The sequence below is a fragment of the Actinacidiphila sp. bgisy167 genome, from assembly GCF_965342175.1.
Lineage (GTDB): Bacteria > Actinomycetota > Actinomycetes > Streptomycetales > Streptomycetaceae > Actinacidiphila.
Window position 1 is genome coordinate 107,677 of record NZ_CBDRBL010000005.1, and the last position, 23,253, is coordinate 130,929.

Below are 23,253 nucleotides of genomic sequence, written 5' to 3' on the forward strand. Positions count from 1 at the left end.
CCCGCTCCCGACCCCGAGCCGGGTCCATCGAAAGGCGCAGACCCCTTAGGGGACGCACCCGACTTCCACCGACTCCAGGTTCGTACCGGCGGAGGACGAGGGGGCCCTCCCGCGCTCCCTAACCTTCTGGTGGGGCTAACCCCCGGGCCGATACGGAGACCCGCACCATCGTTCCAGCCCCCTCCCCCACACCAGTCTTGGTACGCGACGCAGCACGCCCCGAGACGGCGGCGACCACACACCCGACAGGAGCAGGTCAGTGACAACGGCAGTAACGATCCCCACGTCCGGGGGCAGCGGAGAACGTACGGCCGTGGCCGCCCGGGCCCGTCAGGTCACCAAGGCGTACGGCTCGGGGGAGACCCGGGTCGTGGCCCTGGACGCGGTCGACGTCGACATCGACGCCGGCCGGTTCACCGCGATCATGGGGCCGTCCGGCTCGGGCAAGTCGACCCTGATGCACTGCCTCGCCGGTCTCGACACGGTGACCGAGGGCCGGATCTGGGTCGGTGAGACCGAGATCACCACGCTGAGGGACAAGAAGCTCACCCAGCTGCGGCGGGACAAGATCGGCTTCATCTTCCAGGCCTTCAACCTGCTGCCGACCCTCAACGCGTCCGAGAACATCACGCTGCCCATGGACATCGCCGGCCGCAAGGCGGACCCCCAGTGGCTGCAGCGCGTCGTGGAGACCGTCGGTCTGGCCGGACGCCTCAAGCACCGGCCCGGCCAGCTCTCCGGCGGCCAGCAGCAGCGCGTCGCCGTGGCCCGCGCCCTCGCCGCCCGCCCGGAGATCATCTTCGGCGACGAGCCGACCGGCAACCTCGACTCGCGCGCCGGCGCCGAGATCCTCGGCTTCCTGCGCCGCTCCGTCGACGAACTCGGCCAGACCATCGTCATGGTGACCCACGACCCGGTCGCCGCCTCCTATGCCGACCGCGTCCTCTACCTCGCCGACGGCCGGATCGTCGACGAGATGCGGGACCCGACCGCCGAATCCGTCCTCGAGCGCATGAAGGACTTCGACGCGCGCGGGAGGACGTCGTGACCGTCGTCAAGACCTCGATGCGCAACTTCCTGGCGCACAAGGGGCGTATGGCGCTGTCCGCCGTCGCCGTCCTGCTGTCGGTGGGCTTCGTCTGCGGCACGCTCGTCTTCACCGACACCATGACCTCCACCTTCGACAAGCTCTTCGCCGCCACCGCGTCGGACGTCACGGTCACTCCCAAGGGCGCGCCGAGCGACGACGAACTGCAGACGACCGCCAAGGCGGCCACCATGCCCGCCGCCACGGTCGCGAAGCTGCGCGAGGTCGACGGCGTCAAGTCCGCGACGGGCGAGGCGGGCAGTCAGACCCTGACCGTCACCGACGCCGCCGGCGAGAACCTCGGCCCGACCTCCGGTGCCCCCACCATCGCCACCAACTGGGACGCCACCGAGCTGCGTTCGGTCGACGTCACCTCCGGCCACGCCCCGCGCGGCCCCACCGAGGTGATGGTCGACGCCGACACCGCCGGCAAGAAGCACCTCGAGATCGGCGACGAGCTGCGCGTCATCGCCATCCCCGGGGAGTTCCGCGCCCGGATCAGCGGCATCGCCACCTTCAAGGTCACCAACCCCGGCGCGGCGATCTTCTACTTCGACACCCCCACCATCCAGACCAGGCTGCTGGGCGCCAAGGACGTCTTCAGCAGCGTCGGCCTGACCGCGAAGCCCGGGGTCACCGACGAGCAGCTGAAGAAGAACGTCACCGCCGCCCTCGGCGCCACCGCCGGCTACACGGTGCAGACCCAGGCCGAGTGGACCGCCGAGAACCAGAAGGACATCGCCGGCTTCCTCGACGTCATCAAGTACGCGATGCTCGGCTTCGCCGGGATCGCCGTCCTCGTCGGCGTCTTCCTGATCGTCAACACCTTCTCGATGCTGGTCGCCCAGCGCACCCGGGAGATCGGCCTGATGCGGGCGATCGGCGCCAGCCGCCGCCAGGTCAACCGCTCGGTGCTGGTGGAGGCGCTGCTGCTCGGCGTGGTCGGCTCCGTGCTCGGCATCGGCGGCGGCGTCGGGCTCGCCGTGCTGCTCATGAACCTCATGGGCAGCGTGGGCATGAACCTCGACACCTCGTCCCTGACGATCAAGGCCACGACGCCCGTCATCGGGCTCGTCCTCGGCGTCGTGGTGACCGTGCTCGCCGCCTACCTGCCCGCCCGGCGGGCCGGGAAGGTCTCGCCGATGGCCGCGCTGCGCGACGCCGGCACCCCCGCCGACGGCCGGGCCGGCAGGGTGCGCGCCGCGATCGGCCTGGTCCTCACCCTCGCGGGCGGCGCCGCGCTCCTCGCCGCCGTGCAGGCCACCAAGGCCGCGGACGGCTCGATGTTCCTCGGCCTCGGCGTCCTGCTCACCCTGGTCGGCTTCGTGGTCGTCGGGCCGCTGCTCGCCGGCGTCGTCGTCCGGGTGATCAGCGCGGGCGTCCTGCGTGGGTTCGGCCCGGTCGGCCGCCTCGCCGAGCGCAACGCGCTCCGCAACCCGCGCCGTACCGGCGCCACCGCCGCCGCCCTCATGATCGGCCTCGCGCTGGTCGCGGGCCTGTCGGTGGTCGGCTCCTCACTGGTGGCCTCGGCGACCGACCAGCTCGACAAGTCGGTCGGCGCGGACTTCATCATCGAGTCCAACAGCGGTCAGCCGATCACCCCGCAGATCGAGCGGGCCATCAAGGCCGCGCCCGACCTCGCCCACGTCACCGACTACAAGTCCCTCGACGTCAAGCTCACCGCCCCCGACGGGTCGGTGTCCGACACCTCCCTGACGGCCGCGGACCCGACGTACGCGGAGGACCTCCAGGCCAAGACGGTCGCCGGCGAGCTGTCGGCCGCGTACGGCCCGAACGCGATGTCGGTCGGCGAGAGCTTCGCCGACAAGCACAAGGTGGGGCTCGGCGACACGCTCTCCGTCCACTTCGAGCACGGGCAGACCGCCAGGCTGACGGTCGCCGCCATCACCTCCGCGGACACCGTCTTCGACCAGGGCGCGATGTACACCAGCATCACGACCGCGGCGCGCTACGTGCCGGCCGACCGGATGCCGGTCAACGACATCATGTTCGCCGCCGCCAAGGACGGGCGGCAGGACGCGGCCTACGCGGGGCTGAAGAAGGCGCTGCACGACTTCCCGCAGGTCCAGGTCCGCAACCAGGCCGACTACAAGCAGATGCTCAAGGACCAGATGGGCCAGCTGCTCAACCTGATCTACGGCCTGCTGGCCCTGGCGATCATCGTCGCGGTCCTGGGCGTCGTGAACACCCTCGCCCTGTCGGTGGTGGAGCGCACCCGGGAGATCGGCCTCATGCGGGCGATCGGCATGTCGCGGCGGCAGCTGCGACGCATGATCCGCCTGGAGTCGATCGTCATCGCCCTCTTCGGCGCGGTGCTCGGCCTCGGCCTCGGCATGGGCTGGGGGGCCTCCGCCCAGCAGCTGCTGGCGCTCCAGGGGCTCGGCGTCCTGGAGATCCCCTGGCCGACGATCATCACCGTCTTCATCGGCTCGGCCTTCGTCGGACTCGTCGCGGCGCTGGTGCCGGCGTTCCGGGCGGCCCGGATGAATGTGCTGGGCGCGATCGCGACGGAGTAGCGCGCGGAGCGCGCGGTGTGTGCGGCGCCGTGGTGGTGGGGGTGGGTGCTTTCCCTCCCTCCCACCCGGCGCCCGCGCGTTCAGTGGCCGCCTCGCACGTTCCCTGGGGGCCGGGGCCGGGGCCGGGGGCGGGGCCTCCTGGGCTGGACATCCTGGACTGGCATGTTTCCGTGCGTGCGGGCGGTATGTGTTGTGCCCCGGATGCCGCACACAGATATGCCGCATCGTCCAGAACATCCACCCCTACGACCCCACCCCCTCCGGCTGCCCTTCGGGGTGGCGGTCCCCCGGCCGAAGGCTGGGGAGGGCGGGCGGGGAGACAACCGCAGACCCAGCCGCAACGGCGCCGCACACAACGTCACGCACCGCCCACCCGCGGAGCGTCGTACGCTGGGACACCCCGGCTCGTTCGACGTGTCGGGCTGTTCGCGTTGACCCGCATGTCTGCCCCTGGGACGGAAAGCCACATGAGCCTCAACGGTCTGCTCGACGTCGTCGTGGACGACCCCGCGCTCGCGGAGGCGGTCCGCGGTGCCGCGGACGGCAACCGCCCGCATGTCGACCTGGTGGGTCCGCCCGCCGCCCGGCCGCTGGCGCTGGCGGCGCTCGCGGCCCGCACCGGCCGCACGCTGCTGGCCGTGACGGCGACCGGCCGTGAGGCCGAGGACCTGGTGGCGGCGCTGCGGTCGCTGCTGCCCGAGGACTCCGTCGTGGAGTACCCGGCCTGGGAGACGCTGCCGCACGAGCGGCTCTCCCCCCGCTCGGACACCGTGGGCCGCCGTCTGGCCGTGCTGCGCCGGCTGGCGCACCCCAGCGCGGACGACCCGACCGCCGGCCCGGTGCGGGTCGTGGTCGCCCCCATCCGTTCCGTGCTGCAGCCGCAGGTCAAGGGCCTGGGAGACCTGGTGCCGGTGGCGCTGCGGACCGGGCAGACCGCCGATCTGAACGACGTCGTCGACGCGCTCGCCGCCGCCGCGTACGCCCGGGTGGAGCTGGTGGAGAAGCGCGGCGAGTTCGCGGTGCGGGGCGGGATCCTGGACGTCTTCCCGCCCACCGAGGAGCATCCGCTGCGGGTGGAGTTCTGGGGCGACGACGTCGAGGAGATCCGCTACTTCAAGGTGGCCGACCAGCGCTCGCTGGAGGTCGCCGAGCACGGCCTGTGGGCGCCGCCCTGCCGGGAGCTGCTGCTCACCGACGAGGTCAAGGCCCGCGCCGCCGAGTTGGCGGAGGAGCACCCGCAGCTGCGGGAACTGCTGGACAAGATCGCCCAGGGCATCGCCGTGGAGGGCATGGAGTCCCTCGCCCCGGTGCTCGTGGACGACATGGAGCTGCTGCTGGACGTGCTGCCGGCCGGGTCGCTGACCGTGGTCTGCGACCCCGAGCGGGTCCGTACCCGGGCCGCAGACCTGGTGGCGACCAGCAGGGAGTTCCTGGAGGCCTCCTGGGCCGCCTCCGCCGGGGGCGGCGAGGCGCCGATCGACCTGGGCGCGGCATCGCTGTGGAGCATCGCCGACGTGCGGGAGCGCGCCCGCGAGCTGGGCGTTCCCTGGTGGTCGGTGAGCCCGTTCGCGGCCGATGACGAGCTGGACGCCGACACCCTCAAGCTCGGTATGCACGCCCCGGAGGTCTACCGGGGCGACACCGCCCGGGCGCTCGCCGACGCCAAGGGCTGGCTGGCCGACGGCTGGCGGGTCGTCTTCGTCACCGAGGGGCACGGCCCGGCGTCCCGCATCGTGGAGGTGCTGGGCAACGAGGGCATCGCCGCGCGCCTCGACACGCGGCTGGAGGGGCCTGTCGAGCCGTCGGTGGTCCACGTGGCCTGCGGCTCGCTGGACAGCGGCTTCGTCGACCCCGCCCTGAAAACGGCGGTGCTCACTGAGACCGACCTGTCCGGCCAAAAGTCCTCCACCAAGGACATGGGCCGGATGCCGTCCCGGCGCCGCAAGACCATCGACCCGCTGACGCTGCAGGCGGGCGACTTCATCGTGCACGAGCAGCACGGCGTCGGCCGCTACGTGGAGATGGTGCAGCGCACCGTCCAGGGCGCCACCCGCGAGTACCTGGTCGTCGAGTACGCCCCGGCGAAGAAGGGCCAGCCCGGCGACCGGCTCTTCGTGCCCACCGACCAGCTGGAGCAGATCACCAAGTACGTCGGCGGCGAGGCGCCCTCGCTGCACCGCCTCGGCGGCGCGGACTGGACGAAGACCAAGGCGCGCGCCAAGAAGGCGGTCAAGGAGATCGCCGCGGACCTGATCCGGCTGTACTCCGCGCGTATGGCGGCCCCCGGCCACACCTTCGCGCCGGACACCCCCTGGCAGCGGGAACTGGAGGACGCGTTCCCGTACGCGGAGACCCCGGACCAGCTCACCACGATCGCCGAGGTCAAGGAGGACATGGAGAAGTCGGTCCCGATGGACCGGCTGATCTGCGGCGACGTCGGCTACGGCAAGACCGAGATCGCGGTGCGGGCGGCCTTCAAGGCCGTGCAGGACGGCAAGCAGGTCGCCGTCCTGGTGCCCACCACCCTGCTGGTGCAGCAGCACTTCGGCACCTTCTCCGAGCGCTACTCGCAGTTCCCGGTGGTGGTGAAGGCGCTGTCCCGCTTCCAGACCGACGGCGAGGCCAAGGCCGTCCTGGAGGGGCTGCGCGAGGGCTCGGTGGACGTCGTCATCGGCACCCACCGCCTGTTCTCCTCGGAGACCAAGTTCAAGGACCTGGGCCTGGTCATCGTCGACGAGGAGCAGCGCTTCGGCGTGGAGCACAAGGAGCAGCTGAAGAAGCTCCGGGCCAACGTCGACGTGCTGACGATGTCGGCCACACCGATCCCGCGCACCCTGGAGATGGCGGTCACCGGCATCCGCGAGATGTCCACGATCACCACCCCGCCGGAGGAGCGGCACCCCGTGCTGACCTTCGTCGGCCCGTACGAGGAGAAGCAGATAGCCGCCGCCGTCCGCCGCGAACTGCTGCGCGAGGGGCAGGCGTTCTACATCCACAACCGGGTGGAGAGCATCGACAAGGCCGCCGCGCGGCTGCGCGACCTGGTGCCGGAGGCGCGGATCGCCACCGCGCACGGGCAGATGGGCGAGGCCGCGCTGGAGCAGGTCGTGGTGGACTTCTGGGAGAAGAAGTTCGACGTGCTGGTCTCCACGACGATCGTCGAGTCCGGCATCGACATCTCCAACGCCAACACCCTCATCGTCGAGCGCGGCGACACCTTCGGCCTCTCGCAGCTGCACCAGCTGCGCGGCCGGGTAGGCCGGGGCCGCGAGCGCGGCTACGCGTACTTCCTCTATCCGCCGGAGAAGCCGCTCACCGAGACCGCCCACGAGCGTCTGGCGACGATCGCCCAGCACACCGAGATGGGCGCCGGCATGTACGTCGCCATGAAGGACCTGGAGATCCGCGGCGCGGGCAACCTGCTCGGGGGCGAGCAGTCCGGCCACATCGCGGGCGTCGGCTTCGACCTGTACGTGCGCATGGTCGGCGAGGCCGTCGCGGACTACCGGGCCTCCCTGGAGGCGGGCGGCGAGGTCGAGGAGGCCCCGCTGGAGGTGAAGATCGAGCTGCCGGTCGACGCGCACGTGCCGCACGACTACGCGCCGGGCGAGCGGCTGCGCCTGCAGGCCTACCGGTCGATCGCCGCCGTGAACTCCGAGGAGGACATCAAGGCCGTCCGGGAGGAGCTCACCGACCGCTACGGCAAGCTCCCCGAGCCGGTGGAGAACCTGCTGCTGGTCGCCGGGCTGCGGCTGCTGGCCCGCCGACTGGGGGTCAGCGACATCACCCTGCAGGGCGGCAACGTGCGCTTCTCGCCGGTGGAGCTGCGCGAGTCGCAGGAGCTGCGGCTGAACCGGCTCTACCCCCGCACCGTGGTGAAGCAGGCGGCCAAGCAGATCCTGGTGCCGCGTCCCAGCACGGCGCGTATCGGCGGCAAGCCGGTGGTCGGCCGGGAACTGCTGGCCTGGACGGCGGAGTTGCTGACGGCGGTCCTGGACAACTGAGGCACCCGGCGCCGACCGCGTGCGCCGGGTGCCGGCGGCCCTTCCCGGGCGGGGAACGCGTCTCCGTACGGGAAGGGCCGCGGCCGTTACCCGGGCGGCCGACCCTCCCGCGCCGGAAGCGCCCCTCCCGGGATTTCATGGAGGGGGCGGTTACCGTGGTTCGTTCCGGGCAGACGCCCGGCGCGGCACGTGCGGCACCCGGCTGTCCACGCGGGCAGACGAGCGGGTGCGCGGCATACGGGACGCCGTCACGACGACGACCTGCCGTGTCCCGCAAGCATCCGAACCGGAGTTCGGCCGGAAGCCGACCGGACCCGCCTGCACGACCGGGAGTGACCGACGATCTCCGCGCAGCCGACGACCACCACCGCGTCAGCCCCCGTCCCCGTCACCACGGCGCCCTCCACCTCGCGGGACGCCGGATCGCACGCCCACAGATTCGACATCGACCTGTTGCGCGTCCTGTGCTCCATCGGTGTCATCGTCTGCCACTCCGCCGGCCAGTTCCTGAACGCGGTGGGCCGGGAACCGGCAGGCGGCCGCCCGGTCTACTGGGTCGCGCTGGCCGGTGACGGCCTCAGCCGTTGCGCCGTACCGCTGTTCTTCGCGATGGCCGGCTGGGTCGTCCTCTGCGGCGCGCCGCCGCGTGACGGGGCGCAGGTGCGCAGGCGGCTGACCCGGATCGTGGTGCCGATGGCCGTGTGGACGGCGGCGTACCTGGTGTGGCAGTGGACTCGGCACCCCGACGCCCGGGACGTGCTCCGGCTGGCCTGCCAGTCGCTGTTCGGGTCGATCCAACCCGCCTTCCACCTCTGGTACGTGTACGCCTATGTGCCGGTGATCGCCGTGCTGTCGCTCGCCGCCCTGGTCAGGGCGGGCAAGCGGCCGTACGGCCTCGCGGCGGCGTTCACCGCCCTGGCGCTCGCGCCTACCCTCCTGGACGACGTCGCGGGGCTGTTCCACCGGAAGGCGCCCGGCTTCGCCTGGGAGCCGGCCCCCTACCAGCTCGCCTACGCCGCCGCGGGCGCCCTCCTGCTGGCGCTGCCGCCCTCCGCCACCACGGGGCGCCGCCGGCGGCTGCTGTGGCTGGCGGGCGGTATGGGCGGGTGGGCCGCTGTCGTCGCGTACGAGCACGTCGTGCACTACCCGTCCCCGTACGCCGGGGTGTTCGTGCCGTTCCTGGCCGGTGCGCTCCTGATGGCGCTGAACCGGATCACCGTGCCCGTGCGGTTCCGGCCGCTGCTGTCCCGGCTCGGCGCCGCCGCCTTCGGCGCGTACCTGGCGCACCTGATGTTCCTGCGCGCCCTCGCCCCGCACCTGGTCACGGCCCACACGGGCTGGCTCGGCGCCGCCGGTCTGCTCGCCCTGCTGGTGGCGGGGACCACCGCCCTGTCCTTCGCGGCCAGCCTGCTGTGGACCAGGCTGGGGCTCGGCCGCTGGCTGGGCTGACCGGCTCCACGCCGTCGGGCCGGCCCGCGTGTGCGGGCCGGCCCGACCCGGTCACCCCTGGGCGGTCCGGATCTTCTTCACCAGACGCCGCACTGCCGGGTTGCGGCGCAGGCTCTCGGCCCTCACGGTGCTGCCGCCGGGCAGCCGAAGGCTGGTCAGCCGGCGCCGCTTGAAGTACTTCGCGTGCGTGGAGAGACGGGCCTCGAGCCAGGCCTCGGCCTCGTCCCGCAGCGGAGCGTACTTCGCCGCCTGCATGCAGTAGCTCACGGTCCTGACCAAGGGGGCCAGTTCGCCGGTGACCCGCTCCGCTGACAGGTCGAGCGGCTTGCCGACCTCGGAGGCGTCCTGCTCGAGGTCCGGCAGGACGGCGTCGATGACGGTGAGGGGTACCCGGTTGCTGTTCTCGTAGGGCGCGATGCGGTCCAGCAGCAGTTCGGTGCCCACCCGCGCGACGGGGATGCCGTAGAACGCGGCAGCGGTCATCAGCGCGGTCGAGAAGCACCCGACGACGAGAGCGGGCCGGATGTGCTGGTACAGCGTCTCCGCCAGCACGGGGATGTCCAGGACGGTGAGCCGCACCCCCAGTTCCTGCGCCGTCTGCTCCAGCGACTGCGAGTACTGGGCCGGCGCGCTCGGGTGCGGCTTGAACAGCACGTGCCGGTGACCGGCCGCGACCGCGCCGCGGAGCATCCTCACGTGCAGCGAGTCCTCCTCGGCCACCGTGATCAGCTCGAGGGCGGACAGGTACTGGCCGAGCAGCACCGCAGTGGGCCGGTCGCCGTCGGGCAGGTGTTCCTCGAGGGCGGCGACGCCGGTTCCGCCGATCTGCTCCAGGACTCGCAGGAACGGCTCGTCGGGAATGACGACCGGCTCGACGCCGTACTCGGACAGCAGCATCGGGCGCAGGCCGGGCACGAGGTCGAGGTGGAGCAGCCGCTTGATGCGGCTGTGCACGTCCACCGGAAGCCGGTTGCGGGTCGGACCGTAACTCATCAGGCCGTCGGCGTACACGTCGATCGGGCTGTCCGCGAAGATGTCGACGACGGCGCGCGACGGACTGACCTGGATGGACTCGCAGGCGATCTCGACGGGCTCGTCCCCCAGATCCCAGGCCAGACGCAGCACCCGCTCCCACAGAACGGTGTCCTCCGCCCGAGGGGACCAGCCGGACGGGTGGTGCGGCGCGATGGTCTCGTTCCACGAGTGCACCGCGTCGAACTCGTGCCGCATCTCCTCGAAGCCGGGCATCGCGTCGAGCGGCGTGGTCAGCTCGGGAATCGACGAGGTGTTGCCGACGACCAGCAGCCGCCGTCCCTCGCGGGGACCGAACAAGCCGGCCCGAATGGCGGCCACGACGCTCGCCGCACCGTACTGCGTCGTCGCCATGAAGATCTGGATCATGCGAGGGCTCCCTTCATGCCACTGCGCACTCGATGGAGCGTGCGCCTGCGCTGTTCGTCCATCCCGGCGAGGGCGAGCTGCAGTTCCCGTTCGGGCATGCGGCGCAGCGCCTGGCTGGAGAGTTCCTTCAGACGCGCGGCCACCGGACGCTGGAAGCGCTGCCGCTCGCTCAGGTGGTGCGCGATCACGGCGCAGTAGTTGCGGATGGCCTTGGGGCGGAGCAGGTCGGCCTCGGGATCGTTCTCCAGTTCCGCCAGGACCTGGTCGAAGGCCCGGATGAAGTCCAGCTGCCGCACGTCGCCGATCTGGGTGAGCGAGGTCGCGATGCCGCGCCGGTAGAAGACCCCGTGGAGGCTCGCCACCACGTACGACTCCGCCCGGCGGTGCAGCGCCCAGATCCACGGGCGGTCCTCGGCGGTGCGCAGCCCGTCGTGGAAGCGCAGCAGTCCGCGGTCGAGCAGTCGGCGGTGGTAGATGCCGGCCCAGGCGTACGGGTAGTCGACCATGGTGGAACCGTCGGTCGGGAGGATCGAACTGCGAGGATCAAGCACGGTGTCGCGACGGCCCTCGGGTGCGCGGTGGACCCGGCGTTGCACACCGGTGACCTGGACGTGGTCGGTGCGCACGAAGTCGACATCGTGGCGCTGGATCGCCGAAACGAGCTGTGGCAGGTACCCGGGAGCAAGCCAGTCGTCGCCGTCGAGAAAGGTGAGGTAGCGCCCTTCCGCCGCGTCGATCCCGGTGTTGCGGGCGGTGGCGAGTCCCTGGTTCGTCTCGTGCCGGATGACCCTGCTGTTCGGCAACCGCTTGGACATGTCCAGTAGTGCTTCGTACGTGTCGTCCTTGGTGGAGCGGTCCTCGACGAAGACGAACTCGAAGTCCTCGCGGGCGTTGGCGACCAGACTGGTGACCGTGTCGGCCAGGTAATACCTGATGTTGAAGCAAGGAACGATGACGGAGAGCGTGGGCCGGTCGGTCACATGTTCACCTAGTTCTCGTATACGGGAAACCATCGGAAGGCTAGCGGTGGCAAGGTTTCCATTCTTCCAGCATGAGGTGATCAGAAGATGAACTAAGGTTGGACGATTTACCTCGCCGGCGCCCGGATGCGTAATGGCGGGAGATTAGCCCGATTAGTCAGGTGCATTCATTCCGTACCCTCGGCATCTGACCCCGCTGTGGGGTTGAACGATTTGGCGAACGGCGGGTGGGAGTGCGATGCCCTCGACGAGGACGGGCGCGGCGACAGCCGCACCGGCGATACCGGCCGCAGCGGCCGCACCGGTGACGGTCGGCGGTCGCATGGGCGGCCGGTACGGCAGCAGCCGGCTGCGCGCACTGGACGGACTGCGCATTCTGGCGGCCCTGATGGTGTGCCTCTACCATTACATAGGCAAGCAGGACACGAGCCACGTCTGGGGCGCCGACCCCGCACATCTCTTCCCCCAGCTGTCCCGTCCCGCCATCTACGGGTGCCTCGGCGTGCAGTTGTTTTTCGTGATCAGCGGTTTCGTTATCTGCATGAGCACTTGGGGCAAGTCGGTCGGCGCGTTCTTCCGATCGCGTGTCGCGCGCCTCTACCCGGCCTACTGGGTCGCGATCCTGTTGACCGCCGCCGCGTGCGCAGCGGTGCCTTCCGTGATCAAGCCAGTCCGGCTGGACGAGGTGCTGGTCAATCTGACGATGTTGCAGCAGCCGGTGGGCGTGCACCGGGTACTCGGCGTCTGCTGGACGCTGTGGGTCGAGGCCCGCTTCTACGTACTGTTCGCGCTGTGCGTGGTGTGGAAGGGCGTGACCTACCGCCGGGTCGTCGTGTTCTGCTGCCTGTGGACCGTCGCCGCGGCCGTCGCCGTAGTCGCCGACAACCCACTGGCGACCGAGATCGCGATGCCGGAGTACGCCCCGTTCTTCATCGGCGGCCTCGCCCTGTACCTGATCCACCGTTATGGGAGCGACCTGCTGCTGTGGGGCATCGTCGCGGTCAGTTGGCTGCTGGGACAGCACGTCGCCGTGGACGGACTGTGGTCTCCGCACGGGCCGGGACTCTCGGGTGAGCGCTCACCTTACGTCATCATGCTTGTCGTCACCTTCGCCTTCGCCTCGGTGGCCGCCGTGGCCTTGGGCTGGCTCCGGTGGGCCGATTGGCGCTGGCTCACCGTGGCAGGGGCGCTCACCTACCCCTTCTACCTGGTCCACGAGCACCTCGGGTGGTTCGCCATCGCAGGCCTGCACCGGCATCTGGGGTTCACGCCGAGGGAGACCCTCTTCACCGCGGTCGTGGGTTTCCTGCTGCTCGCCTACGTCATCCACCGCCTGGTGGAGAAGCCACTGGGCCTGCGGCTGAAGAACAGCATGACCGCCCAGTCGGCGCGCATCCGTCTCGCGCTGCGGACGCGCGCCTGAGCGCGGCGCACACACGGGCTCAGCGGCCCACCTACCCCAGGTGGCGTGGACCCCGCAGGCGGTCGGAGTCGAGGACCGTGCGGGGCAGCACATCTTGGGCGGCCGACCGGTCCCCGACAGACAGCAGCAGGTGGCCGAAGCGTCGCCGCACATCCGGCGGCGGGTCCGGGTCGGTGGCGCGGTACTGCCTCGAAGGAGGGCGGTAGCGCCCGGGACCGTCACGTGTCCCGGGGGCCTCGCCCAGTCGCTCCAGGCCATCCTTGGGTACCGGTATAGCAGCGACCGGCGCCGCACGGCCCGCCCTCGGCGGTCAGCGTCCGCGAGCCGGCGCAGCTCCGCCAGGGCGCGGCGGTTACCGGCCGTCCTCCGTCAGCGTGGCCGCGTACTGCTGGCGCAGCATGTGCATGACTCCGACCGATGACTGCTCGCCGTGCTGCCCCGCGGCGGCCAGTAGCACGCTGTCCGAGATACCGGCCGACCGCCCGGCTGCCGGCGAGCGGCGGGTCACCTTGTCGACCGGATGCGTGATGCCCGCCCGGCCCCTGCCCGGCTTGCCAACACGGGGAGGCGTCGCCCACGAGTTGCCTGGGTGCACGGCCTGGCGATGACCGGGCGGATGGGAAAACCGCACCTGAAGGGTCCTGGGGACAACGCCCAGTCTGGGGTCTCTCTGGCGGCAGAACGGTTCGGCAACCGGTCGGCCGCCTGCCGCCGACCCCCTTGGCGGCAGATGCGTGATGGCGACCGCCGCGCGGCGGTCGCCCCCGCTTGGCTCAGGCGGCCTTGGCGGGATCGTTACGCAGAGCCTCGAAGGACCAGTTCAGCGCGTTCTTCAGCATCCGGGCCAGGGGCCGCTCCACGAAGCGGTGGACCAGCCAGCTCAGGGCCATGAAGCCGACGATCACGACGGCGAGGAGCAGCCGCGCGTCCATGGTGTCCTTCAGCCGGTTGATCAGTGTCGTGCCGACCGCGTAGTGCATGAGGTACAGCGGATAGGTCATCGAGCCGGCGGTTACCAGCCACTTCCAGCGGATGCGGTCGGTCAGCCCGAGCGAGACCGCGACCATGAGCAGCAGGAACGCCGTGAAGATCAGCACGCTTCCGCGCCAGCTGGAGACATGCTCGAAGTCGACGCGACGCCCCAGCTCCGCCTGCCCCATCAGCCACGACATGGCGAGGATGCCCCACAGCAGCAGGTCCTGGCCGAACCGGTGCATCAGGTAGAGAGCGAGACCGGCGATGAAGTACCAGGCGCCGTCCGGGTCGGCGATCATGGTCAGCAGCGGGAAGTGGGCGGCAGGGGCGAGCATCGCGACGGCACCCCACACGCAGCAGAAGAGAACGACCTTGCGGTACGTCAGCCCGGTGAAGACAACGATCAGGAAGAGCAGGTAGAAGCGCAGCTCCGACCAGAGGGTCCAGTACACGCCGTCGACGTTAGGGACGCCGGAACCGGATTGCAGCATCGTCAGGTTGAACAGGATCTCCCGTCCCCGCAACCGCTCCCACACGCCGGGCACGAACATCAGGAAGGCGCTGGTGAAGACCACGGCGAACCAGTAGGCCGGGTAGAGCCTGATCACGCGCGAGACGAAGAACTGCCACGGGGTGCGGCCCCAGCACGACATGCAGATTACGAAACCGCTGATGACGAAGAAGATCTCGACGCCGATCCAGCCGTAGGCGGCGACCCGGGACACCGTGGGCATGATCTCGTTGACCGGCCGGTCCCAGATCAGGTTGCCCGGCGCCTCGACGCGGGCGGTGCCGGCGAAATGGTGCACCGCGACCATGAGGGCTGCGATGAGGCGGATACCGTCAATCGCGTACAGGCGGCTGCCCGACCGTCGGCGCTTGGCGGCGGGCTTGGGCGTCACACCGGTGGATGACGCCGCCTGCCGGGGCACGACCATGGGAGGCAGGGTCTTCTGCCCGCCCGTCACCTGCGACTGTATGAGCGATCCGTCCCCGTCCCGCACTTGAACCTACCCATCGTCATGACAGTAACCCGCCCTCGGACGGGAAGGACGGTCCAGGCTACGGCGGCAGTGGGAGGTTGAATCAGGCAAAGCAATCTTTTCGCACTCGGTGACCGACATTTACTTGAACCGTCGTCGAGTTATCGCGATGAATTCGCCAAGACTTCATTCGGTCATCGATGAGAACGCCTCAGGACTCTAACCGCGCTTTTGATCATCTCCGTGTCCCCTCACGCAGACCCGGCGGGCGGCCAGGTGCTCGGCCGAGAGGCGCTCGTAGCGTCACTGCCGGAAACCGTGATCCCTCGCGTGTGGCTCGGCGCGCCGCAGAGCGGTGCAGCATGTCGTGCTCACCGCGACCCCGTGCGCCGGCCGTACGGCCGCTGCCCCCGTGTGATCGCCTGGCCCCCGCCTTCAGCGCCATCGCCGACGGTAAGTACGACCACTTCCCTGAGCAGGCCTGGCTAGCGCCCCATCTGCCCCAGCCAGGTCAGCGCTCACCGGACGTCCTGGGAGAAGGGGTGGTGGGTGCCGTGCAGGCGGTCGGCGTCGTAGAGAGACGGGAGAGCCACTCGTGGGCGGCCGGCCGGTCCCCGACCGACAGCAGCAGATGGCCGATGCGGCGCCGCACCTCCAGCGGCAGGTCCGGGTCGGTGGCGCGGTACTGCTCGAACGAGGGCAGCAGCGCCCGGTACTCGGCGAGTGCCGCCGCGGCCTCGCCCAGCTGCTCCAGGCACTGCGCGGCCTCGTAGCGGTACTGCAGCGCCTGGCGCCCCCAAGTCCCCGACTCCGCGGCCAGTTCGTCCGCGAGGCGGCGCAGCTCCGGCAGGGCGCGGCGGTACTGGCCGTCCTCCATCAGCGTGGCCGCGTACTGCTTGCGCAGCATCCGCACGACGGGTGAGCCTTCGCCGTGCTGCCGGGCGGCGGCCGGCAGCACGCCGCCCAGGATGTCGACCGCCTGGGTGATGCGGCCGGCGTCGAGCAGCCGCTTCACCTCGTCGACGGCGTCCGCGATGCCGTCGCCCCCGCCCGGTCCGGGTGCGCCGGTCGGGACCGGCGCGGCCGCGGGCGCCGGTGCGGGCGGCGGCGGGGCGGCCGACCCGTCCGGCCACGGGGCGAGCGGTCGCAGGAACGGGCGGGCGGGGTCCAGCGGCCCGAGGGGGTGCTGGACGGCGCCGGGCACCGGCAGCAGCGGGGCCAGCCGGCGGAAGGTCTCCTGGGCGTCGGCCGGACGGTGCTGCGGGTCCTTGGCCAGCAACTGCAGCACCAGCGCCTCCAGCTGCTCCGGTACCTCCGGGCGCACCTGCCGCAGCGGCACGGGCGGCTCGTAAAGGTGCCGGTGGAGCACGCCGAGCGCCGTGGCGCCCGCGAACGGGACGGTCCCGCTGACCAGTTCGTGCAGCAGCACCCCGAGCGCGTACAGGTCCGTGCGGGGCCCGACGGCGCCGCTCATCGCCTGCTCCGGCGCCATGTACGCGGGCGTCCCGATCGGGGTGCCGGTGTGCGTGAGCCGGGTCGTGTCGGTATCGAGCACGGCAGCGATGCCGAGGTCCAGGACGACCACGGTGCCGTCCGGGCGCACCATCACATTGCGGGGCTTGAGATCGCGGTGGACGATCGGCACCGCGTGCACCGCCGACAGCACGGAGCACAGCTGCGCCGCGACGGCCACCGCCCACGGCCAGGGGTAGGGGTCGTTCTCGGCGAGGTGGTCGGCGAGGTCGGCGCCCTCCACGTACTGCATGACGAAGTACAGCTCGTCGCCGTCGCTTCCGGCGTCGTGGACGGTGACCAGCCCCGGGTGGTCGACCTGTGCGGTGACCCGGCATTCCCGCAGGAAGCGCCGGCGCAGCTCCTCCGCCTCGGCGGCGCCGCCCACCTTGTCCGGACGCAGCAGCTTCACGGCCACGCGCCGGTCCAGCCGCCGGTCGTACGCGGTCCACACCTGGCCCATGCCGCCTTGGCCGAGGACCGTGGCCAGCTCGTATCGGCCGGCGACGATCCGTCCGTTCACCGGCCTCCCTCCTGCTTGCGCAGAAGGTCGCTCAACTCGTCGAGTTCGGCCCGCACCTGGCTGATGCGCGGCGGGGGCGGGGTCAGCGGTGGTGCCGCGGGCGGAGGCGTGCGGTACGGGTTGTGGTCCGCCGGCGGCTGCGGCAGGCCGGGCCGGTAGGGCAGGGGAACCGTCGTGGCGTGGGGCGGGTGGGGTGTCGCCGCCCGGTGCCATGCCAGGTCGGCAAGCAGGTAGTACACCCCGGCCACGGGGATCAGGACCATCACGGCGAGGACCGCCGCGTCCGTCCAGGGGTTCGACACCGGAAGGACGTTGACCGTGACGAAGGACGCGACGGCGAGGGCGGCACTGAGCGAGAACAGCAGCCAGTCCTTGACCCGGCGCCGCCGGACGGCCAGATGAAGCAGCGGGAGGCTGGACAGGTACCCGCAGCTGATCACGGTGAGCGTCAGGAAGACGGTACGGAGCGTGGTCGCCATGGCCCTGGACCGGGCAGGCGGGTACGGCGGTACCGGGCCGGGGCCGTTCAACACTGCTCTCGGACTCCCTGGACATCGGCGTGAGGCGGCTGCGGGTGGTATCGCGAGAATATCCGCCGCCGCAGTGGGGTCGGCACCCGATCCCGCAACTATTCGGGACGCACCGTGCCGTCGGTCAGCCCGTCGTAGAGCCCCTGCACCAGCTGCTCGCCCAGCTGCCCCGCCAGGCGCAGGGCCTCCTCGAAGGCGGCCAGGGCGCGGAAGCGCTCCCCGTACCGCCACTGCTCGGACAGCGGCAGCCGCGGCACCTGGAGCCGGCGGACGTCCAGCCGGGTCGCGGTGGAGGCGTAGCTGCTGGCTCGGCGGTTGTTGGCGGTGCCGCGCAGGAAACCGGCGAGGAACCAGGGGTCCAGGGCCGCCGGGTCGGGACGCAGCAGGTGCAGGTTGCGGCCGAGGGCGGCGCCGGCGGTGGCGGCGTCGACGACGCGGGCGGCCGATCCCCGGCCGAGCACCGGGACGACCACGTCCCCCTCCTGCGTCAGGACCGGCTCGTCCTCGGCCGGCCCCTCGGGCAGGGTGCCGCTGGGGGCGCCGCCGCCGAGGACGTCGTGCTCGGTGAGCACCGCGGGACCGCCCGCGGGCGCGCTCCCGCTGCCGCCCGCGCGCAGCACCAGCGCCCCGGCGCGCGCCAGCTCGCCGACCGTGGTGAGCGGCCAGCGGGCGCCCCCGGCGGCACCGGCGGGGGCGGGGGCGAGCTCGGCGGTGCTGCGCAGTGCGGCGTCCAGCCGTTCGCGCACCCCGGCGAGTTCGGCCGCCCCGCCCCCCGCGGCGGGCGGCGGCAGATGCCGGGCGGGGGTGACGTCCACGGTGTCGTCGAGCAGGTCGATGACCTTCACGGCGCGGCTCACGCCGGGCCGCTCCTGCGTGGTGCCGTGCCGGTCGAAGGACTTCCAGGCATCCAGCACGCCCGCGCGCACCGCCTGCCAGGCCACCTTCTCGGCCCCGGGGGAGGTGTCCTGCGACCCGGCGGTGTCGACCAGCAGCAGATGGGGGGAGGCCGGTGTGCCGGCGCCCGGCCTGCGCAGCACCCACAAGTGCAGGGGGATGCCGTACGGGGGCGCGGCGCCGGCCGGCAGCGCGACCACCGCGCGCAGGGCCCCGCGCCGCAGCAGGTCGGCCCGGATCCGGCGGCCGGAGCGGCGTGAGGCGGCGGCGGGCGGCATCAGCAGCACGACCGTCCCGCCCTCCCGGACCCGGGCCAGGCAGTGCTGCACCCAGGCCAGTTCGGACTCGGTGCGGGCCGGGAAGCCGTACTCCCAGCGGGGGTCGTAGGCGAGGTCCTCATGGCCCCAGTTGCGCTCGTTGAACGGCGGGTGGCACAGCACCGCGTCGGCGGCGACCCCGGGGAAGGCGTCGGCGCGCAGGCTGTCGCCGTCGGCCACCCGCACCACCGCGGCCGGTTCGGAGTGCAGCGCCAGCCGCAGCGCCGCGAGCGCGGCCAGATCCGGGTCGGCCTCCTGGCCGTACACCTCGTGCGGGTCACCGGCGGCACGCAGCAGGGCGCCGGTGCCGCAGGCGGGGTCCAGCACGGTACGGGCGGGTCCGGCCAGTTGGGCCATCAGGTCGGCGAGGGCGGGCGGAGTCAGTGCGTACTGCCGGGGGTTGGCGTCCAGATAGCGTCCGAGCAGGAACTCGTAGGCCTGCCGCGGGCCGGTCTCGGCGGCGAGTTCGGCCACCGCGCGCAGCAGCGGGGCGTCGACGGGGGAGCCGGGCGTGAACCGTCCCCCGAAGTGCCGCTTGAGGACCTCGCGGACGGCGTCCGCCTGCCGCGTGCCGTCCGGGTCGTCCACCGCTGTCCCGTCGGCGCGGCGTTCACGGGCCAGCAGGCAGACGGCGCCGGCCTGCCGGAGCGCGGTCGCGGTGCCGGCGGGGTGGGACTCGGCGCGCTGCCACACCCGCTCACGCAGGGGGACCTCGGCGAGTTTGCCCTGGGCGCGGAGCCAGCTCTCGACCTCGGACAGCGCGAAGGCGGGGCTGGTGTCGGTGCCTCCGACCGGCTTGGGGAAGTCGGCGTGCCTGCGGCGCCAGTTGCTGACGGCCGCCCGCCCGACCCCGGCCAGCCGCGCGATCCCGGCAGCGGTCACCTCGTTCGCGTTCTCCGGCACCTGGCTGGCTCCCTTTCCGCGCGGGGTTCTGCTGCCTGAGCATACCGGTGAACATGCCCATCGCGCCTTGGCGTCGTGAATCGAAGGCATGTGAGTTTTCGTGTTGACTCGGTTCACAGCGCATGCTCTCATTGACGCAACGGTTCACTGTGCCTGGGCTTCCGCCGGCGGCAACCGTCATCCACACCGCTTTCCACCAAGGGGGACGACCCTGATGACCACCACGCGCGGCACGCTCACGGCCCTCGGCTGCGTCACCGCCGCCCTCACCCTGGCCGCCTGCGGCCCCGGCGGCGGCACGGCGAAGCCCGCCGCCACCGGCCCCGCCGGGCAGGCGTCGGCCACTGCCAAGCCCCAGACGTCGGCCGCCCTGGAGGACCAGACGTCGGCCGCCATCGGGAAGAAGGCGGTGGCCGCCATGAAGTCCGCCCCGGCGATGACCGTCGCCCTCGACGGTGTCTCCGACGGTGAGCCGATGAAGTACCGCATGACGATGAGCAGGACCGGCGACTGCAAGGGCGAGATCACCGCCGAGGGCGGCACGATCCGGCTCGTCAAGGCGGGTCCCTCGCTCTACATGAAGGGCGACGACGCCTTCTGGAAGGCGCAGGGGGCCGACGGAGCCGTCCTGAGGGATCTCATCGGCGACAGGTGGATGAAGACCAAGGCGGACACGCCGGACAACAAGGACCTCGTGGAGTCATGCGACCTCGACGCGTTCCTCGCCGAACTGGAGAAGGACGCGGACGCCGACCTGAGCGGGCGGAAGGGCGAGCCGACCACCGTGGACGGTACGCCCGTCGTGCCGATCACCAGCAAGGACGGCGCCGAGACCACCACCGCCTACGTGGCGACCAAGGGCAAGGCGTATGTGCTGAAGGTGGTCGTCAAGGGCGGAAAGGAGCCCGGCACCATGCGCTTCTCCGGCTTCGAAGGACCGGCCGAGATCGCCGCTCCGTCGGCCAAGGAGGCCGTCGACATCGACAAGCTCGCCGGCTGAGGCCACCGGCCTCCTTCCCCGGGGCCATGGCGCACGCCCTGTCGAAGCGCCGTCCACGCGAGGGCGGTTCGGCGCCGTCGGGCCCTCTGCCCGGCGCGATCCCCACGCCCTAGAGTTCCACCGTGCGTACACACAGGGCAGGAACGGCAGCGGAGGCCCTCTCCATGCTGCTCGGCACAGGTCAGGCCGGCTGCACCGGCGAGGGTTCCGACGGCGGCGCGGGCACCGGAGTCGGGGGCGGCGAGGCGTCCACGAGCGGCCCGCTCACGGCGGTGACGGGTCGCGGCCCGGGCGAGTTCGGCGCGGCCCGGGTGGACACCGGCCGGGGCGGCCGCGCGACCCGCGCCGTCTCTGCTCTGCGCCGGGCGATCGAGGCGTGCGCGAGGATCACCGGGGGAGTGGCGACCTGTGCGCGCTGACCGGAACATGCGTCACCAAGGGTCGGGAACACGCTTGTTGCGCGCGGCGGCGGTGTCGGCGGCCGCCGTGCTCCTCGTCGCGGGATGCGAGGGACTCGGCGACGACGGCTCCTTCGCGGGATCCGGTCCTGGCGCGCCGGACGGCCGGGCGGTCAGCCCGCTCGAGAACCCGGACGGCACGAAGCCGGGGCTCGCGCCCGTGACGACGGAAGCGGACAAGGCCGCGGCCCGCAGGCTCATCGACGCGCTGCCCACGAAGGGGCGCGGGCCCAGGACGGGCTACGACCGCGACGAGTTCGGCTACGCGTGGAAGGACACGGCCGACGGGGTGCCGCTGGCGCGGAACGGGTGCGACACCCGGAACGACTTGCTCAAACTTCACGGACAGGACGTCGAGTTCCGTAAGGGTTCCGACTGCGTGGTCGTGTCGATGGACCTGTACGACCCGTACACCGGGACGACCATCGAGTGGCGCAAGCAGAAGGCCGCCGAGGTGCAGATAGACCACGTGGTGCCGTTGTCGTACAGCTGGCAGATGGGCTCGTCGCGCTGGCCGGAGAGCAAACGCGAGCAACTCGCCAACGACGTGCTCAATCTGATCCCGGTTCAGGGGCGGGCCAACTCGGCCAAGGGCGACTCCGGGCCGGCGTCCTGGCTGCCGCCTGACAAACGGATCAGGTGCGCCTACGCGGTGCGGTTCGCCCAGGTCGCCACCAAGTACGAGCTGCCGGTCACCGAGCCGGACAAGGAGGCGATGTCGCGCCAGTGCGGCGGCTGACGCGCACCGGAGGGTCAGCCAGGGCTGACGGCAGCCCCGGCGCCCGAAGAGGGCCACTCAAGAACGGTGAGCTCGGGCCATTGCTCGCGCCAACGTGCCGTCTTGGCCTCGTAGACCGATCTCGGCGCGAGCACCGGGTTCGGCCGGACGACGAGGTTGAACACGTCCGACAGCCCATGGGGCGCATAGACGCGCCACGTGCCGTCCGCCTTCGTACGCACCCCCAGGCAGCAGGTCGTCGCGGGGAAGCTGTCGATCGCCGCCTCGGTGGACTCGTACGGCGGACACGCCACGGCGAACTTCTCCTCGTACCAGAGGTGGACCCGCGCCTCGTTCCGGATCTCGACCTCCGCGGGCAGGCCGGAGAAGACGTCCCGCGCGGCCTCGATCACCGCGTTCTCCGCCTCCCAGGACCGGTCGCCGGCGTCGAAGTAGAAGACGTCGTAGTCCTTGATGCCGTTGGTCGGCGGCCTGCCCGTAGCCACGTTCCACACGGTCTGGAACAGGCACCCGGCGGTGACGTACCAGCCGGGCAGATCCAGCGTCGCGGTGCGCGCCAGCACCTGCGTCAGTACCTCGTTGCGGCACAGCGCCGCGCGCAGGGACTCGAGTTGCTGGTCGAGAGGGAGTCGGCCGATCACGGAGCCTGCCTACCACAGCGTGGCCGGCGGCGGGCCCCGTACCGTCGGCGACGGTGTCGCCTGCGACACCTGAGGTGCCGCGGATCGTTTGGGCAGTGTGTTGTGCAGAGTGCTGGATATCCCGGCGCCCTGCTCAATATCCTCGATCACTGCATCACTGCCAGGTCGTGCACCGTCGCTCGATCCCTTGCCGGGAGGCAAAAATGCTCCGCCGCAGGACTGCTCTCTCCGTCGCCGCCGTCGCAGCCGTACTGCTCACAGCGCCCCTGCTGACCTCCTGCGGCACACCGCACGCGGGTGCCGCGGCCGTCGTGGGCGGCGAGCAGATCACCGTGGAGTCGGTCCAGGCGAAGGTCGCCGCCGTGCGCGCCGCGCAGGAGAAGACCCCGCAGGCCGCCCAGCTCATCGAGGCCAGCAGCGATCTGCAGCGCAACGTCGTGCACCGCCTGGTGCAGAACGAGGTGATCGAGCGGGCGGCCGGGGACATCGGCGTCTCCGCCACCCGGCGCGAGATCCAGACCGCCCGGGCGGCCAGCGAGCGGCAGGCCGGCGGCAAGGCCGCCCTGGAGGCCCAGCTGCTGCAGACCTACGCGATGGCGCCGGCCGACATCGACGACAGCATCCGCACCGACCTGCTGATGCAGAAGGTGGCCGCCCACTACGGCGCCGACCTGCAGACCCCCGAGGGCCAGACGGAGCTGATCAAGGTGCTGCGGGACGCGTCGAAGAAGCTGGGGATCGACGTCAACCCGCGCTACGGCACGTGGAATTCGGACAAGCTCGACCTCGACGTCACCAAGGAGCCGTGGCTGCGTGAGGTCAGCCGGCCGAGCGCCCAGGCCTGAGCCCCCGAGCCGCCGCAGCAGCGGCGGCGAACGCCTCCGGGGCAGGGTCCGT

At 71.6% G+C, this 23,253-nt stretch carries 15 protein-coding genes and 1 pseudogene; 9 read left to right on the forward strand and 7 right to left on the reverse strand.

Annotated elements, in window-relative coordinates; translation table 11 throughout:
- The first annotated feature begins 259 nt into the window (after window positions 1-259).
- From ACRWND_RS03430 to ACRWND_RS03445, 4 genes are all read left to right on the forward strand, one after another.
- A complete protein-coding gene (locus ACRWND_RS03430) occupies window positions 260-1,048 on the forward strand; it encodes an ABC transporter ATP-binding protein (protein ID WP_431945686.1) in 789 nt (262 codons plus the stop codon).
- Window positions 1,045-3,624, forward strand: coding sequence for an ABC transporter permease (locus ACRWND_RS03435; RefSeq protein WP_431945688.1), 2,580 nt, complete (start codon window positions 1,045-1,047; stop codon window positions 3,622-3,624). Before ACRWND_RS03430 ends, ACRWND_RS03435 begins: the two co-directional genes overlap by 4 nt.
- A gap of 467 nt (window positions 3,625-4,091) precedes the next feature.
- The gene (gene mfd, locus ACRWND_RS03440) at window positions 4,092-7,628 is read left to right on the forward strand and encodes a transcription-repair coupling factor (RefSeq protein ID WP_431945690.1); all 3,537 of its coding nucleotides are present in this window, start codon (window positions 4,092-4,094) and stop codon (window positions 7,626-7,628) included.
- A gap of 453 nt (window positions 7,629-8,081) precedes the next feature.
- Window positions 8,082-9,077: an acyltransferase gene (locus ACRWND_RS03445; protein ID WP_431945692.1), complete on the forward strand. Its 996-nt coding sequence runs from the start codon at window positions 8,082-8,084 to the stop codon at window positions 9,075-9,077.
- Between the two features lie 51 nt (window positions 9,078-9,128).
- Here the strand turns inward: ACRWND_RS03445 and ACRWND_RS03450 are convergent, their stop codons facing one another.
- Together ACRWND_RS03450 and ACRWND_RS03455 are read right to left on the reverse strand one after the other, a co-directional pair.
- Window positions 9,129-10,478, reverse strand: coding sequence for a polysialyltransferase family glycosyltransferase (locus ACRWND_RS03450; RefSeq protein ID WP_431945694.1), 1,350 nt, complete (start codon window positions 10,476-10,478; stop codon window positions 9,129-9,131).
- Window positions 10,475-11,458, reverse strand: a complete 984-nt coding sequence (locus tag ACRWND_RS03455) for a glycosyltransferase family 2 protein (RefSeq protein WP_431945696.1) — start codon at window positions 11,456-11,458, stop codon at window positions 10,475-10,477. The genes ACRWND_RS03450 and ACRWND_RS03455 overlap by 4 nt, the downstream gene beginning before the upstream one ends.
- A gap of 238 nt (window positions 11,459-11,696) precedes the next feature.
- Between ACRWND_RS03455 and ACRWND_RS03460 the strand changes: the two genes are divergently transcribed.
- Window positions 11,697-12,881 carry an acyltransferase family protein gene (locus ACRWND_RS03460; RefSeq protein ID WP_431945698.1) on the forward strand — a complete coding sequence of 395 codons (1,185 nt, stop codon included), beginning with the start codon at window positions 11,697-11,699 and terminating at the stop codon, window positions 12,879-12,881.
- Window positions 12,882-13,654: 773 nt separating this feature from the next.
- On the opposite strand, the gene ACRWND_RS03465 is transcribed toward ACRWND_RS03460, so the two are convergent.
- The 4 genes and pseudogenes from ACRWND_RS03465 to ACRWND_RS03480 form a co-directional block, all read right to left on the reverse strand.
- Window positions 13,655-14,794 carry an acyltransferase family protein gene (locus tag ACRWND_RS03465; protein ID WP_431945700.1) on the reverse strand — a complete coding sequence of 380 codons (1,140 nt, stop codon included), beginning with the start codon at window positions 14,792-14,794 and terminating at the stop codon, window positions 13,655-13,657.
- A 563-nt stretch (window positions 14,795-15,357) separates the two neighbouring features.
- Window positions 15,358-16,814 (reverse strand): annotated as a pseudogene (locus ACRWND_RS03470) (serine/threonine-protein kinase).
- A gap of 56 nt (window positions 16,815-16,870) precedes the next feature.
- Entirely contained in the window at window positions 16,871-17,353 is a 483-nt protein-coding gene (locus tag ACRWND_RS03475; RefSeq protein WP_431945702.1) for a hypothetical protein, read from the reverse strand.
- 149 nt (window positions 17,354-17,502) lie between these two features.
- On the reverse strand, window positions 17,503-19,518 hold the full coding sequence (locus tag ACRWND_RS03480; RefSeq protein WP_431945703.1) for an N-6 DNA methylase: 2,016 nt from the start codon (window positions 19,516-19,518) through the stop codon (window positions 17,503-17,505).
- A 214-nt stretch (window positions 19,519-19,732) separates the two neighbouring features.
- On the opposite strand from ACRWND_RS03480, the gene ACRWND_RS03485 reads away from it, so the two are divergent.
- The 3 genes from ACRWND_RS03485 (at window position 19,733) to ACRWND_RS03495 (ending at window position 21,715) form a co-directional block, all read left to right on the forward strand.
- Window positions 19,733-20,518, forward strand: coding sequence for a hypothetical protein (locus tag ACRWND_RS03485; protein WP_431945705.1), 786 nt, complete (start codon window positions 19,733-19,735; stop codon window positions 20,516-20,518).
- A gap of 122 nt (window positions 20,519-20,640) precedes the next feature.
- Window positions 20,641-20,937, forward strand: a complete 297-nt coding sequence (locus ACRWND_RS03490) for a hypothetical protein (RefSeq protein WP_431945707.1) — start codon at window positions 20,641-20,643, stop codon at window positions 20,935-20,937.
- Window positions 20,938-20,944: 7 nt separating this feature from the next.
- Window positions 20,945-21,715, forward strand: a complete 771-nt coding sequence (locus ACRWND_RS03495; protein WP_431945750.1) for an HNH endonuclease family protein — start codon at window positions 20,945-20,947, stop codon at window positions 21,713-21,715.
- Between the two features lie 14 nt (window positions 21,716-21,729).
- Here the strand turns inward: ACRWND_RS03495 and ACRWND_RS03500 are convergent, their stop codons facing one another.
- Complete coding sequence (locus ACRWND_RS03500) at window positions 21,730-22,356, reverse strand: nucleotidyltransferase family protein (protein WP_431945709.1); 627 nt, start codon at window positions 22,354-22,356, stop codon at window positions 21,730-21,732.
- Window positions 22,357-22,559: 203 nt separating this feature from the next.
- Here ACRWND_RS03500 and ACRWND_RS03505 point away from each other — a divergent pair, with 203 nt between their 5' ends.
- A complete protein-coding gene (locus ACRWND_RS03505) occupies window positions 22,560-23,201 on the forward strand; it encodes a SurA N-terminal domain-containing protein (RefSeq protein ID WP_431945711.1) in 642 nt (213 codons plus the stop codon).
- The last annotated feature ends 52 nt before the right edge of the window (window positions 23,202-23,253 follow it).

Bases quoted from the DNA above. Each gene is read 5' to 3' on its own strand.
- mfd (WP_431945690.1), top strand. From the start codon at position 4,092: ATGAGCCTCAACGGTCTGCTCGACGTCGTCGTGGACGACCCCGCGCTC.
- ACRWND_RS03450 (WP_431945694.1), bottom strand. From the start codon at position 10,478: ATGATCCAGATCTTCATGGCGACGACGCAGTACGGTGCGGCGAGCGTC.
- ACRWND_RS03460 (WP_431945698.1), top strand. From the start codon at position 11,697: ATGCCCTCGACGAGGACGGGCGCGGCGACAGCCGCACCGGCGATACCG.
- ACRWND_RS03465 (WP_431945700.1), bottom strand. From the start codon at position 14,794: ATGGTCGTGCCCCGGCAGGCGGCGTCATCCACCGGTGTGACGCCCAAG.
- ACRWND_RS03475 (WP_431945702.1), bottom strand. From the start codon at position 17,353: ATGGCGACCACGCTCCGTACCGTCTTCCTGACGCTCACCGTGATCAGC.
- ACRWND_RS03485 (WP_431945705.1), top strand. From the start codon at position 19,733: ATGACCACCACGCGCGGCACGCTCACGGCCCTCGGCTGCGTCACCGCC.
- ACRWND_RS03495 (WP_431945750.1), top strand. From the start codon at position 20,945: ATGCGTCACCAAGGGTCGGGAACACGCTTGTTGCGCGCGGCGGCGGTG.
- ACRWND_RS03505 (WP_431945711.1), top strand. From the start codon at position 22,560: ATGCTCCGCCGCAGGACTGCTCTCTCCGTCGCCGCCGTCGCAGCCGTA.